This is a genomic window from Syntrophomonas erecta subsp. sporosyntropha (genome assembly GCF_055395365.1).
Genome location: NZ_AP042459.1, coordinates 894,885 through 909,204, shown reverse-complemented (window position 1 = coordinate 909,204; position 14,320 = coordinate 894,885). Strand labels below are relative to the sequence as shown.

Annotated in this window: 12 protein-coding genes and 1 pseudogene; 6 read left to right on the top strand and 7 right to left on the bottom strand. The window is 41.9% G+C overall.

Going from position 1 to position 14,320, the window contains the following annotated elements; all coding sequences use genetic code 11:
- Positions 1-28: 28 nt before the first annotated feature.
- The 4 genes from ACZ5Q0_RS04225 (at position 29) to ACZ5Q0_RS04210 (ending at position 2,822) form a co-directional block, all read left to right on the top strand.
- Entirely contained in the window at positions 29-346 is a 318-nt protein-coding gene (locus tag ACZ5Q0_RS04225) for a transposase (RefSeq protein WP_447182485.1), read from the top strand.
- On the top strand, positions 331-1,266 hold the full coding sequence (locus tag ACZ5Q0_RS04220) for an IS3 family transposase (RefSeq protein ID WP_447182850.1): 936 nt from the start codon (positions 331-333) through the stop codon (positions 1,264-1,266). Before ACZ5Q0_RS04225 ends, ACZ5Q0_RS04220 begins: the two co-directional genes overlap by 16 nt.
- A 298-nt stretch (positions 1,267-1,564) precedes the next feature.
- The gene (locus tag ACZ5Q0_RS04215) at positions 1,565-2,428 is read left to right on the top strand and encodes a ParA family protein (protein ID WP_446819202.1); all 864 of its coding nucleotides are present in this window, start codon (positions 1,565-1,567) and stop codon (positions 2,426-2,428) included.
- The gene (locus ACZ5Q0_RS04210) at positions 2,415-2,822 is read left to right on the top strand and encodes a hypothetical protein (RefSeq protein ID WP_446819203.1); all 408 of its coding nucleotides are present in this window, start codon (positions 2,415-2,417) and stop codon (positions 2,820-2,822) included. The genes ACZ5Q0_RS04215 and ACZ5Q0_RS04210 overlap by 14 nt, the downstream gene beginning before the upstream one ends.
- Positions 2,823-2,957: 135 nt before the next feature.
- Here the strand turns inward: ACZ5Q0_RS04210 and fdhD are convergent, their stop codons facing one another.
- The 6 genes and pseudogenes from fdhD to ACZ5Q0_RS04180 form a co-directional block, all read right to left on the bottom strand.
- Positions 2,958-3,728, bottom strand: a complete 771-nt coding sequence (gene fdhD, locus ACZ5Q0_RS04205; protein WP_446819204.1) for a formate dehydrogenase accessory sulfurtransferase FdhD — start codon at positions 3,726-3,728, stop codon at positions 2,958-2,960.
- A gap of 287 nt (positions 3,729-4,015) precedes the next feature.
- Positions 4,016-4,759, bottom strand: a complete 744-nt coding sequence (gene istB, locus ACZ5Q0_RS04200; protein WP_446818376.1) for an IS21-like element helper ATPase IstB — start codon at positions 4,757-4,759, stop codon at positions 4,016-4,018.
- Positions 4,752-6,308: pseudogene (gene istA / locus ACZ5Q0_RS04195) on the bottom strand (IS21 family transposase). The gene istB and the pseudogene istA overlap by 8 nt, the downstream one beginning before the upstream one ends.
- Before the next feature lie 272 nt (positions 6,309-6,580).
- Entirely contained in the window at positions 6,581-7,423 is an 843-nt protein-coding gene (locus tag ACZ5Q0_RS04190; RefSeq protein WP_446819205.1) for a DegV family protein, read from the bottom strand.
- A gap of 96 nt (positions 7,424-7,519) precedes the next feature.
- On the bottom strand, positions 7,520-7,819 hold the full coding sequence (locus ACZ5Q0_RS04185) for a hypothetical protein (protein WP_446819206.1): 300 nt from the start codon (positions 7,817-7,819) through the stop codon (positions 7,520-7,522).
- Positions 7,820-8,035: 216 nt separating this feature from the next.
- Positions 8,036-8,464 (bottom strand): hypothetical protein, encoded by a 429-nt coding sequence (locus tag ACZ5Q0_RS04180; protein WP_446819207.1) that lies wholly within the window; start codon positions 8,462-8,464, stop codon positions 8,036-8,038.
- A gap of 297 nt (positions 8,465-8,761) precedes the next feature.
- Between ACZ5Q0_RS04180 and ACZ5Q0_RS04175 the strand changes: the two genes are divergently transcribed.
- The gene (locus ACZ5Q0_RS04175) at positions 8,762-10,981 is read left to right on the top strand and encodes an MASE3 domain-containing protein (RefSeq protein ID WP_447182753.1); all 2,220 of its coding nucleotides are present in this window, start codon (positions 8,762-8,764) and stop codon (positions 10,979-10,981) included.
- Positions 10,982-11,044: 63 nt separating this feature from the next.
- Here the strand turns inward: ACZ5Q0_RS04175 and ACZ5Q0_RS04170 are convergent, their stop codons facing one another.
- Positions 11,045-13,183: a Tex family protein gene (locus tag ACZ5Q0_RS04170; protein ID WP_447182752.1), complete on the bottom strand. Its 2,139-nt coding sequence runs from the start codon at positions 13,181-13,183 to the stop codon at positions 11,045-11,047.
- A gap of 206 nt (positions 13,184-13,389) precedes the next feature.
- Between ACZ5Q0_RS04170 and ACZ5Q0_RS04165 the strand changes: the two genes are divergently transcribed.
- Positions 13,390-14,220, top strand: a complete 831-nt coding sequence (locus ACZ5Q0_RS04165; protein ID WP_447182751.1) for an amino acid ABC transporter substrate-binding protein — start codon at positions 13,390-13,392, stop codon at positions 14,218-14,220.
- The last annotated feature ends 100 nt before the right edge of the window (positions 14,221-14,320 follow it).

Genomic DNA, 14,320 nt, shown 5'->3' with positions numbered 1-14,320 from the left:
GGTACCTTTTAAAACAGGAGGGGGCAATATGCAACGTAAAAGGTACTCACAAGAATTTAAAGATCAGATTGTTAAAGAATCTCTGGAAGTTGGCAATGCCGCTATTGTGGCCCGGAAGAATGATTTATCTGCCAACATGGTCAGTCGTTGGGTTAGAGAACATAAGAATCACAATAGTATTGGAATAGGACCAATCCCTGTTAGAATCGGACCATATAATCAAAGCGCTAAAGCATTGGAATCTGAAAACGAGAAACTTAAAAAGTTGCTGGGCGAAAAAGACCTTGAAATAGCCATTCTTAAGGATCTTGTAAAAAAAACGAACCCACAATTCAAGATAAAGTAGATATATCCAGCAAATGGATATCAAGAGGATATCATAAAACCCTTGTATTGCGATTGGTCGGGCTTAGCCGCTCAACATACTATTACCATTTGAAGCATCCAGTTTCTGCACTTAATCACAGAGGCGGCCACCCGACAACTGCAAGTACCTGCACTAACGATGGCAGATTTGTAAGCAATGAACAGGTTAAAGAATGGCTTTGTGAACTCATCTTCGCTGAAGGAGAATACTATGGTTACCACAAATTAACCTGGGCGCTCAGACGGAAATACCAGCTTATCATCAATAAAAAGAAAGTATATCGTTTGTGTAAAGAACTGGATATATTGAAACCGCAGCGTAAACTTAAAGCAAAGCATCCCAGACGACTGGCACGGAACCATGAAATTACTTCTTCAAATCGTCTGTGGGAAATCGATCTCAAATACGGCTATATTACTGGAGAAAACCGTTTCTTTTATATTCTGCCTATCATAGACGTGTTTGATCGGGTTATTGTGGATTACCACATCGGCCTAAACTGTAATGCTCAGGATGCTGCACGTACTGTACAGGCAGCCATGTTTAAACGTCAGGTATATGGAACCGATGATTTAGTCATCCGAAGTGACAATGGGCCACAGTTTATCAGTCATCATTTTGATGAAAGCTGTATTAAATTCGGCGTTGAACATGAGCGTATTCCTTGTCGTACACCCAATAAAAATGCTCACATTGAATCTTTCAATGCCATCCTAGAAGGAGAATGTCTGAGCAAGCATGAATTCCAAAGTTATGCCGAAGCTTACGATACGGTAAGCCAATTCATAAAAGACTACAACGCAGTGCGGATTCATTCCAGTTTGAAATATCATACTCCAAATGAAGCGTACCACCTGTTACAGCAGAAATCCTTAAAAATCCAGTCTGTAAGGGTATAATAATGATCCTGGCAAAGCCAGTTTATATAAATTTTCAAATTCTAAGTATCAGCCAGACATTAAGAGTTTTTGTACAATATTAGGGGGTCAGTCCGCTAAATTTTGAATGATAGTGTTAATAAGGCTTATTGGCAAAATTGACACGCCAGTTAGTAAAGCATTAAGGAGACATAGCCATAATGCCTATAGCCTTAATGTAGTAGTACTGGTTCAAGGTAGATGGAAGATTATAAGTGTAATGGGTCTAACGGCAATAATTTTTAGGAAACTATTAGGTTATTCAAAGGGAGGGCTATTTGTGCCCGTAATCATCAGCATGATCAACCTTAAAGGAGGGGTGGGTAAGACTACCCTTACGGTAGCATTAGCAGAGTTTATAGCTTTAGAGTATGGACTGAAGGTATTAGTTATTGACCTGGATCCGCAGACTAATGCTACAGTTAGTCTTATGGACGAATACCAGTGGAAAAAGCACAATATACATGGTCAGACAGTGGTACAGCTATTCCGTGATTATCTGGAGGACCGGCGGGTTTTCTCAGCTCATGAAGCCATTGTACATAATGTATCTAATATTGGTGGGGGAATAGCCGGGCTGGATTTACTTCCTTCCAGTTTAGACTTAATTGACATACAAGACGAACTAATTAAAATCCCGGCCCGGGGAATATTTAGCCAGCGACCATTGACTATCCTGGGGGAAAACATTTGTGAGGAAATAGGCAGTTATGACATCGTCTTAATAGATTGTCCTCCTAATCTGGGTCTGATCACTCAAAATGGTTTAATACTCAGCCAATACTATCTCATTCCCGTTGTTCCCGATATACTATCCGCTTATGGCATCCCTCAGATTGTGACCCGTATTAAGCGTTTAGAAGCCGAAACGGGTATAAGGATTAATTGTCTGGGGGTAATTATTAATCGCTTTCGCCAGCAGAACCGTTTACATGTTAATCAGGTTCGTCTTTTACAGATGAATGCCAGGGACGGTGGTTACCAGCGGGTTCTTTCTACCATAATACCAGAGGCTGCCCGGGCGGCCTCTGCCGTTGACTTCAGTTTACCGGGGAACAACCTTCATGATAAGTATGGATACGATGTTCCATTTAAACAGTATCAACAACTAACCGAGGAGGTTTTACAGCTTGTCATCCTATGATATGGGTACAGCCATGGCAGATTTCCTACGCCTATTGGCAGAGGAAGTGGAAAAAAACCAGGCACTAGCTAAACGCCTGGCAGTTCCCTTTGACGAAATGATTAAAAAGAGCCGGTCAAAGCCTACTGCTTCGGCAGGGAACAAGCGCAAAAAAACTAACCTAGAGGTTCCTGAAGGATTTGATCCTTTTCAGATTTATCATGATCAGGGTCGGGTGGGACTATGTGCTGCCCTGGAAAGATATGATGCTAGACAATGTAAAGCTATTTTAAGCCATTTTGCCCTGGATCCCAGCCGTAGTTATGTACGCTGGCGCAAGCAGGAACGTTTGGCCAATTTTATCATTGAAAGAGTAAAGGCTATAAGTGAAAAAGGAAAAGTGTTTATGGATTAAAAATAGGCACTGTCGATGAGATAGTTCTGTTCTTAGCAAGCTTAGCAGTTAAGAAATATATTTATTTTTCTGGTCTAAACCGGCTAGAAAGGAAATAGCCACCCTGAAAGGGTAACTGTTTTTTTAAACTCTTTATTATCTGATGGTAACCCGCCAGTCATGAGTATATAGATTAAAGCGCTCACCCCGGGCAAATCCTACTACAGTAATTCCTATTTTTTCAGCTAATTCGACGGCTAAAATGGTAGGAGCAGATCGTGATAAAATTAGAGGTATCCCGTTGCGGGCTGCTTTTAGCAAAATCTCCGAAGCGATTCTTCCACTTAGAACCAGGCATTTATCATGTAAAGGGATATTGTTTAAAAGGGCATAACCAAATACTTTATCTACTGCATTATGGCGGCCAATGTCTTCGTAACGAACTATCAAACCATCAGATCCTCCCAGGGCTGCACTATGAACTCCCCCGGTTTGCTTAAAGGTTAAAGCGGCATCATTTAAAGTCCGAATTAAGCCTAAAAGATGAGAAGCTTCAAAAATTACCTTATCATTTATAACTGGTAGTGAATCGGTACCAGATGCATAGCTTTTACCCATGGCAGTGTGGATGCGTCCTGGGCCGATATCCCTGTGCAATGGCATTGCAGTTTGAACCTTTATACAAAGTCCTTCTCCCCAAGTAATACTTTTAATATCACTATGATGTTTTATAAATCCTTCATCAAGCAGATACCCTATAGCTAATTCTTTACAGGCATCTGGTGAGCAGGCTAAAGAGACCAGTTCCTGATCATTAAGTATAATACGCAGGTTTTCTTCCAGAACCATAACATCGCACAATGGGTGTAAAGATCCATCTTTAAATACCTGTAGCGAGCGCTCTTTCGTAATGGGCGGACGGTTCATATGAAAACTCCTTTCTAATAGTTACCTTCTTAGCTATATTAAACCATATAGAGCCAGTGTCCACTAGCCATGATGTAGTTATGAATGGGTAATGGGAAAAAAGCTTACGGGAAGATCATTTTCCTGCTGTATATCGGTATATAAAGGCTGGTATTTATAGCTCCTGTGAGTAATATTTTGAGGTAGAACCAGTAGTGTACTAAATCAGAACCACCTTGTTCATCTTAGAGAACCACTCTGGTCTTTCTCAGAGCCGCCGTCAAAAGACGGCAGCTCCAAGTATTGTTTTATTCTTTTAGACCATGACGTTCCCTCATTGATATTTCACCATCAATAAGAATAGTATAGGAATCATGAACTATACGATCCAAAATGGCATCGGCTAAAGTATCTTCACCTATTTTCTCGTGCCATCCCCTGGGATCAAACTGCGAGCAAAAAATAGTCGATCCAGTTTGATGTCTGGCTTCCACAATTTCCAGAACATCCATGGCTTGTGGTTCTCGTAAAGGCCTTAATAACCATTCATCCAGAATCAGGAGGCTTACTTTTTTGTACTGCTTCATGACTTTTTGATAAACCCCTTCACCTCGTGCAACAGCTAATTCATTGAGCAAATCTGGAAGACGAACATATTTAACAGTATAATAATTTCTACAGGCGGCTATACCGAAAGCACACCCCATATAGGTTTTTCCGTTTCCAGCAGCACCCATAATGATAATGTTATGCTTTTCCTGTATGTAGTTACAGGTAGCCAGGCGTAAGAGCTGGGTTTTGTCCAATTTCCTGTCCGGGTGGTATTCAATATCTTCCATACATGCCTCGGGAAAACGGAATTGCGCTTGTTTGATTAAACGGGCAAGCTTATTTGTTTTTCTTCTTGACCATTCAATGTCTACCATTAGCCCTAAGCGTTCCTCAAAGGATAGTTCCTGATATTTGGAATCAGATAGCTGGTCTCTATAGGAATCTGCCATTGCCGTCAGTCGCATTTCATTGAGTTTTGTTATCGTGCTTTGGTTAATCATGCTTCTTACCTCCAAAATAGTCAGCACCACGGGTAAAGCCGAAGTTTTCTGCTGTATTTTTCTTTGAAGTAGCTATTGGGTTTGTTCCTTCTGTCAGTTTGTCTTATCCGGTTTTCAAGATAGTCTGGATGCTCTTTAAATTCGGACAAGGCGTATAGGATAATGCCTTCCTACAGGCGGATTCTACTCTGTTTACAGAATATTTGTCCGCCAGTTTCATTAGTGACATACAGGAACGATATCCTTGCTGTTCTACTTTATGTGAAGATAAGATAGCTTGCATGGCAGCCCCTGTGTTAGGACCAACAGTTCTAGCCCAGTCCATGAAGCGCTCGCCGTTCCATGATAGATACTGTTTATGGTTGTCTGGCATATGTTCCGGTAATATTACGGGATCGTTTCCTTCCCCATAAATACGGACATGAGATGCTATACGGTGGTTATGATAAAAAACCTCAATGACTTTACTTGTTACACGAATATCCACCTCATGTTTGATGTATTCATATGGAACCGAATACTTGTTTTTATCAACATGTATGAGATAATCATACTGTACAATAGCTTTTTTCCAGGTAGCTAACTCGTATGGGGAAGCGGGTAGGGGTAAAAGCAAAGCCTTCTCTTCTTCAAGGAACGCACTCTTCCTGCTTCCCGGTTTCTTTTGAAATGGTTTTTCATTAAACTCGTCTAGTTTGATAAAGATGGCCTCATTCAATTCCCTTAATGAAAAAAACTGCTGGTTCCTTAGGGAAGCAATGATCCAGGTGGTGATGATCCCAACTGTCCCCTCTACGACACTTTTATCTTTCGGGTGTTTCACCCGGGTTGGGATAACAGCAGTACCATAGTGTTCTGCCATCTCGTTATAGGTTCGGTTAATAGTAGGCGTAGGTCCTGAAACTCGATCAACTCCTGTCTTAAGGTTGTCGGGTACAAGGATTCTAGTAACGCCACCAAAGTACTGATAAGCATGGATATGGGCTGTAATCCAGCTCTCCATATCCATTGATAAAAATGCCTCCACATATGCAAACTGGCTGCACGGAAGTGCTGCAACAAATACATAAGCCGGAATAATTTCGCTGGTAATATTGTTAATGATGGATGCAGTTTTTCCTGCCCAATCCACCTCCATAATTTCACCGGGTTTACGTTGGATACGCATGGTAGCTTTTGTTGTACTTGCGTAGCGTCGATAATATCTGCAAAACTGACTGTACATAAGTGGGATCTCACCGCTTAAATGGCACTCCTCACAATATTCATTCCATAGAAGGGTAAGTGTTACGCCACTCTTAGCCATTTCCTTATGAATACGCTCACAATCCGGCATCTTCCGGCTAGAAGAAACACATTTTTCAGGAAATAGAAGCTGATGTAACTCGCCATCTGTTCGGTCTGAAGGTAGCGGCCACGAAATACCACGTTGTTCTGCCCGTTCCAGGACGGCAGTAATGGTATTACGTGAACAATGACAGCTAGTGGCTATGCCTCTTTTGCTCATACCCTGGCTACTAAGCCTAAGGATTTCACGATACTGGGTCATAATATCGACCTCCCGTATAAGATTTACACTGATAAACAGTGCATATCCTTACTATACAGGTGTGGTTTTCGCTATGACCATAATGGTTCTATTTTAAGACCACAGTGGTTCTAACACAGTACACTGATGGGTCTATTGAAAGCTAATTTGCACTCCTGTTAAAAAAAGCCGCTTGACCAGGATGGCAACACAGGTAATACATCCCGGAAAAGCGTGCTTTTTACTATAGATTATAATTGGCTTAATTTTTGCTTAGAGCCATAAACAAATGTTTAGACTTCATAATAACTTATCCCGATCAGACCTGGACCGGTGTGAACTCCCAGGGCGGGACTAATATCGGAAAAAATAATATCACGTACATTAGGTAAACTACGTAGGCGTTCCAGAACCTTTTCGGCCTCCTGCCGGGCCCCTCCATGCATTACAGATAGATTGATCGGTTTATGGGCTGCCTTTTCTACTACCTGAATTAAGCTTTCGATAGACTTCTTCCGGCCCCTGGTTTTACAATAAACATAGTAGCGCCCTTCCTCATTCACAGAAATTATAGGTTTAAAATGCATAAATTCTCCCAGCATGGCAGCAACATTACCAATACGTCCACCGCGCCGTAAATATTCCAGGGTTTCCAAAACATAGAAAACCTTAACTCGGGGGCGCATAGCCTGTAGGTGCTCTATAACCTTGTCCAAGTTGAAACCTTTGGCTATACTACGGGCTGCTTCCATGACCATCCAACCCGTGCCGATAGAAAGGGTTTTAGAATCAAAGACCTGGACCGTAAGGTCTTCCATTTGATTAGCCATCATTTTAATCGCATCATAAGTGCCAGAGAGGTTACTAGATAAAGAAATACTTAATAAATGGGTAAAACCTTCCTCACGGATCTTTTCAATTACACTGGTAATTTCGTGGGGACTAGGCATGGATGTTTTGGGAATCTCTTCCGGCATACGCTTATAAACATCCTCTGGCTCAATGTCAACCCGGTCAGAATAAGTTCCCTCTGGGTAGACAACCTTTAAAGGCAAGATGTGGATATTTAATTCTTTTATAATTTTTTCAGGTAAATCACAGGCACTATCTGCCAGGATAGCGATACGCTCTTTCAATACATTACCCCCTATAGAAATTCCCAATTATCATGTAATCATTGTAGGATACTACAACCTGCTCGGTAAAGAAACAAATACGATTAAGGGGCAGGTTTATTCCTGATCATACTGTTGTTTAATCTGTTCTATAGAACTTAAACAATCCCCTAATTCCCGAATTTTATTTGTAATATGGAAAAGCTGTCGATGCAGGTTATCTAAAACCGGTTGTTCTTCAAAACCTAGAGCCATTAAAGCATAACATTTACCGATATCCAACCGAAGCTGTTTACCTTCTTCGATCAGCTCCCGTATCTGTGATTCCAGTTGGTCAGTTCGTATATCCAGGAACTGCATTATTTCGTCTTTGTAGGAATCGTTTTCCAGATCGTACAAAATATCATCTAAATTCATTTTACCAGCTCCCTTCTGCTTAAATTATATAGTAAAAAGGGAGCTTTGCAGATAAATTACCCCATAGTTCGACACAATTTATTTACCAACAATATTACCGCTGTTTACCAGTAACCCATCAGATGGATTAACATTTGGATAATAGCGGGGTATGGTAATAAACCCATTCGCAAAAGCAAAAGGGAGCAAGTTTATGCAGGCTGATTAATACTAGATTTACCGGAAAACACAGTTATTTTTTTCAAAATTATGTTGAAGTTTGTCCCGTAATTCCATACCATTTTCATATTCATCAGGCTGTAATTTGCATTTATTGCCATTGCCGGTTTGGATTATATAATAGTTAGGTCCCACGGGTAGGTTCCGGCTCTCTTTGATGCTCTTAATTTCATTAAAGGCGATACAGGACTGTTCTCCTCCACGTGAGAAAGTCATACCTTTATCGTTAATTTCGATCAAATCACCTACCTTTTTTTGGCCCTTATACTTTATAAATAACAGCAGGAGTATTCCCAGCAGGGCTACCGGCATAGCCGCTAAAGGCGAAAACACCCGCCAGATGAAAAAACCGGCTATCAGTAGCAGAGCAAACCATATCCAAACTTCCGAATGCCAGGATTTTTCCGTGACATAATAACGATTCATAATATCCCGCCTTTTAAAATATTTTTAATGTTAGCTGAAGATTTATCTATGGAATCTTTGGAGAAATGTTAATTAATAATTAACAAAATTATAGTCCCTAGCTAAAATAGCGATACCTTAAGTATTATCGGTTCATTTATAATTTTCCTGCCTGACCGGTGTTTTTTGCAAGGTACCAAAATATGTCGTTTAGGCAATGTTTTTTAATAAATTAGAAGTAAAATATACCTTCTAGCAGGAAAACAAATATTAGCAGCGTAATAAATACTTATTAATACTGGGAAAGGAATCCGTTCCTTGAAAAAAAATACACCTGGTTTATTAACCCTAGCTGGACAAGAGGTTACATTTAGGAACCTGGCCATCTGTGCGGTAGTCCTAATGCTAGCCTGTTATTTCACAGCCCAGTTTATAGCTGCCGTTTTGCTGCCTAATCACCTTAATACTGTGCACACCCTGCTGGAAACGACCGGTATATTCATAGCTTTGTTTACGTTTATCTTAATGTGGAACCAACCGGAAGAAAGCTGGTTAGTCTCCCAGACGGTAGGCTACGGGTTTCTGGTGATATCTATTTTTCTTATATTTCACGCCTTCTTCTATCAGGGTTTAGTCACTGGACAGGGGGTAAATAGTGGTCTTACTTTTAAATATTCAACCTTAGCTCGCTTGGGGGAAGCAGTAGTTTTTTTGCTAGGCAGCCTGGGAGTTAGCTGGAGAAACAGGACTTCATGGCTGCAATTATTCCTGGTTATTTTGTTATCCCTGACCCTAGCCGTTTTCATCTATGCTTTTCCTCAACTGGCCCCAAAGCTTTCATTAACAAGTGATTATACTACGGCCAGAACTACTTCCCGGGTAGTTGAACAGCTGGTTATTGTTGCTATATTGTTAGTGGCGGTTTTTCCCCTATCCAAAAAAATTAAGCAAAAAGAGCGCATTAGCTATTATTACCTATTTATCGGCTTATTGTTGGCTATAGCAGCCGGGATATGCTTTGCGGCTTATCCTAATGTTTATTCTGTCTGGTATTTGTGCGGTCATTTATTAAAAATAACCTTCTACTTTTTAGTTTATCAGGGGATTGTTGTTACAGCTTTAAAGTATCCATATGAATCAAAGTATCGGGCTTTAAGGTATATGGAAAGTATACTGGATGCATTGCCGATGGGTATTATGATTTTTAATCGTTACAGAAAACTGACCTATGCTAATGGCCGGGTGGAGAAATTTTTCCATTCCCATAAAGGAAAGCTGATTGGAATGAATGATGCTGAATTTTCCAGAATATATCTGGGGGATACCCCCTTAATAAGTCAGGTAATGGATGGCTCCTTACAACCAGAAATAATAACTTTAGTCCACCCGGAAGGTGGAGTGTTTAAATTGGTGCTAGAAGTTGAAAAACTGTCTACCGGAGACTATGTGTTAGCTTTTGTCCGGGCTCGGGATGAGCAGGATTTGGGTAAGATCAAGATCCAGACCCGAACTATACTTGATACTATCACTAACCCTGTTTTTATCATCGATAAACAAAAAGTAGTAGTAGCCTGTAATCGTGCGGTACAAAGTCTACCGGGGCTTAATATGAAGGATATAGCAGGTAAGAAGTTGTCGGAGATTAAAAACCGCATCAAAATCAGAGAGTATTTCAAGTTTAATTGTGAGCCAGACAAAATGGAAAAATGGCAATTAGTCATCGAAGATCAATCAGGGGAAGGCCGGGAGATATTAATTCATCAATCTGTGGTAGAAAATGCTAATGGGGAGACCATAGGATCTATCATAGTGGCTACTGATCTAACCGGGCTACAGGAGCACCAGCACCAGATGCAACAGCAAGAGAAGTTGGCAGCCTTAGGTCAAATGGCAGCTGGAATCGTACATGAAATCAAAAATCCCCTCACGGCTATAAAAGGGTTCAGTCAAATCTTAACCAGTTCTAACCTATCCCGGGAGGAAACCCAGGAATATGCCGGGATTATTGAGGAAGCAACCAACCAGATGAACAAGGTGGTATCGGATTTTTTGATGTTTGCTCGTCCCGGTAACCCCTGTCTGCAACCAGTTACCTTGAATTCCCTAGTTCGTTCGTTGCATTTTATGCTAGAAGGGCATATCTTCATGAGAAATATCAGATTAGGCTATAATCTATGTGCAGCAGGGGAGGAGTATTATGTAACCATTGATCCAGATCAGGTAAAACAGGTAATGTTAAACTTGGTAAAGAATGCTCTGGAAGCTGCCGAGATGAGCCCTCAGCCTCTGGTGATAGTTTCCACCCGATCAGACCCCCAACAAAAAGTAATGATCGTGGAGGTTATGGATAACGGTCCGGGAATTAGCGAGGAGCAAATGGAAAGGTTGGGTGATCCCTTTTATACTACAAAAGATTCGGGAACTGGGCTAGGTTTAAGTATCTGCTATCAGTTAGTCCAGAAAAACCGGGGAAAAATTGCCGTAGAAAGCCAGCCCGGAAAAGGGACTACTTTCCGCCTGGCTTTCCCTTATGGTTAACCATCTTTCCTACTTAAAGAGATACGGCCCACAACATTTGGCCGAAATTTCGATAATCCAGTGTTAAATATCTTTCATACTTAAAGAGATACGCTTTTTGCTTACATCTATTGAAAGTACTCTTACCTTAATTATATCCCCGATAGAAACTATATCCAGCGGGTGGTTCACCCGGTGAGGGGCCATTTCTGATATGTGGACCAGTCCATCTGTTTTAACGCCTATATCAATGAAGGCTCCAAAATCAACTACATTCCGTACTACTCCGGTGAATTCCATACCGGGATTAAGATCTTCGATGCTCAAAACATCCTGACGAAATACCGGGGGTGGGACATCTTCTCGAGGATCGCGTCCTGGTCGCATCAGGGCTTCTACTATATCACGCAAAGTAGGAATACCTGCTTCCAGATCTTTAGCTGCCTTGATTATATCAAGGGCCTTCAATTTATGGTGCAGCTTTTCCGAACCTATACTAGTCAGATCTTCTTCCAGGTAGGCCAGCAGATTCATGGTTAATTTATAGGATTCCGGATGAATAGGAGTATTATCCAGTGGATTATCCCCGTAAGGAATACGTAAAAAACCAGCTGCCTGTTCAAAAGAACGAGGTCCTAAACGGGGTACTTTTAAAAGCTCCCGGCGGGTGCGGAAAGGACCGTTAGCTTCCCGGTGTTTAACAATATTTTTGGCTACGGTATTATTAAGTCCAGCCACATAAGCGAGCAGGGAAGGTGATGCGGTATTCAGATCTACACCTACGTAATTAACGGCTGACTCTACCACTGCTGTCAAATTTTCATCCAGGCGCCGGGGGGCAATATCATGCTGGTATTGACCAACTCCGCAGCTACGGGGCTCAATTTTAACCAGCTCTGCCATGGGATCTTGTACCCGGCGGGCTATGGAGATCGCACTGCGTTCGGCCACATCCAGTTGGGAAAACTCCTGGGCCGCTAGTTCTGAAGCTGAATAAACACTGGCTCCAGCTTCACTTACCATAGTATAAGTTAAGGCGGTTAAATCAGATTCTTTAATAAAACTGGCCACTACTTGCTCAGTTTCCCTTGAACCGGTACCATTACCGATGGCGATAGCGTTAATATGGTATTGATCAACTAAACGATTCAGGGTAGCCAGAGTTCCCTTTATATCCTGGCGGGGCGGGGTGGGAAAGAAAACTCCCACTTCTAACATTCGGCCGGTGGGGTCCACTACTGCCCATTTGCAACCAGTACGGTAACCTGGGTCAATCCCCAGCCAGGTTTTACCAGGGACGGGCCGCTGCAAAAGCAAAGCACGTAAATTTTTGGAGAATACCTGCAGAGCCTGCTGGTGTGCCTTTTCGGTTAAATCATTACGGATATCTCTTTCTACTGCCGGGGCTAGTAGACGATTATATCCGTCTTCTATAGCCATTTGCAAATGGTGTTGGGCTGGTCCATTATGGCAAAAACGCCGAACCAGGTAATCAAGTACCGGTTGGGAATCCAGTTCAATAAAAACCTTTAAAATATCATCTTTTTCCCCGCGGTTAATGGCTAGTATGCGATGGGGAGGAATGCGGGACAAGGCCTCCTGGTAGTCATAATACATAGTATAGACTGAATCTGCCTCAGAATCCCGGGCTTGAGAGTGTAAAATTCCCATGCGGTAAGTTTTCTCCCTGATTTTCTGCCGGGCTTCCGGATCATCAGCTACCTGTTCGGCAATAATATCACGAGCCCCCTGTAGAGCATCTGCCGGGGTATTTATGTCTTGACTAAGATATTTACTGCCTTCTTTCTCGGGCTGACCCTCCGAAGGGCAGGATAGGAGGTAATCGGCCAGTGGCTGTAATCCCCGCTCCCGGGCCATGGAAGCCCGGGTCTTGCGCTTAGGCCGGAAAGGCCGGTATAAATCCTCCAATTCAGTAGGACGGTGGGCTTGTAAAATCTTAGTTTTAAGTTCGGTAGTTAACTTGCCCTGTTCATCAATAAGTCTGATGATATTTTCCTTTTTTTCCTCCAGACTGCGATGAAATTTCAGTAATTCATCAATTTTTCTGATCTGTATCTCATCAAGTTCTCCGGTAACTTCCTTACGGTAGCGAGCTATAAAAGGAATGGTTTTCTGATCATTCAGCAAACCTATTGTATTTCTAACTTTATTAACGGGCAAGCCGCTTTCTAATGCTACCTGTTGAATTATCCTGTCTATCATTACTCACCTCAAAAATCGTCAAATAAGGAAGCAACAGGACCGTCAGCCTGTGCTTCTAAGTTAGCTGGTCTTGTGTTTTTTCCGGCTTTCTGCCGATTGCTTAACCTTTATTTTATCATCCTCAATCTTTATTGTCTTGCTTATTTACTTATTTAACTTACTAAAGTACAATATAAGCGTCAAGACTACATAAGGAGGTTGTCACATTGAGAAGGAAACTGGCATTTATTTTGGTTTTATGTCTATCTCTTGGTATTATGCTAGCCGGTTGCGGATCTAATGCCGGGGAGGAGCCGAAGAATTCTGGCCAGCAGGAGGATACTTCCTGGCAGGATATCAAGGAACGGGGTTACTTTACGGTAGGTTTAGATGATGCTTTTCCGCCTATGGGTTTCCGGGAAGAAAAAACTAATGATATTGTTGGTTTTGATATTGACCTGGCCAAGGAAGCCGCTAAACGGATGGGTGTAGAAGTAAAATTCCAACCAGTTATCTGGGATACCGTAGTTGAAGAGCTAAACGGCGGCAACATTGATGTGATCTGGAATGGTTTAACCATTACCGAAGATAGAAAGGCCAAAATTGCTTTTACCGAAGCCTATGTAGCAGATAAGCAGATTATAGTAGTTCAAAAAGGTTCGGCTATTAAAGGTAAAGCTGATTTAGCTGACAAAAAAGTAGGAATTCAGGCGGGTAGCAGCGCGGTAGAAGCAGTACAAAGGGATGAAGAGACTTACAACTCTATCGGAGAACTGGTTGAGTTCGGCAGTAATGATGAGGCTCTTCTGGATCTGGCTTCCGGGCGTCTAGATGCCGTAGTAGTAGACGAGGTCGTTGGTCGCTACTATATTGCCAAAAAACCCGATGATTATCAGGTACTCCAGGATAACTTCGGTGAGGAAGAATTTGGTATAGGCCTGAGAAAGGGCGATAGGGCTTTCTTAAGTGAACTACAGAAGGCTCTTGATGCTATGAAGGCTGATGGTACCTCTGCAGAGATTTCCGAAAAGTGGTTTGGAGAAGATATTATTAAATAGTCCAGAATTGCAAAATGGATTAGAGTAAGGTTTTGCAGGCTAACAGCACTGGTGCTGTTAGCCTGTAATTGTGCTTTTAGCAATTAGACAGAGGGGTTGG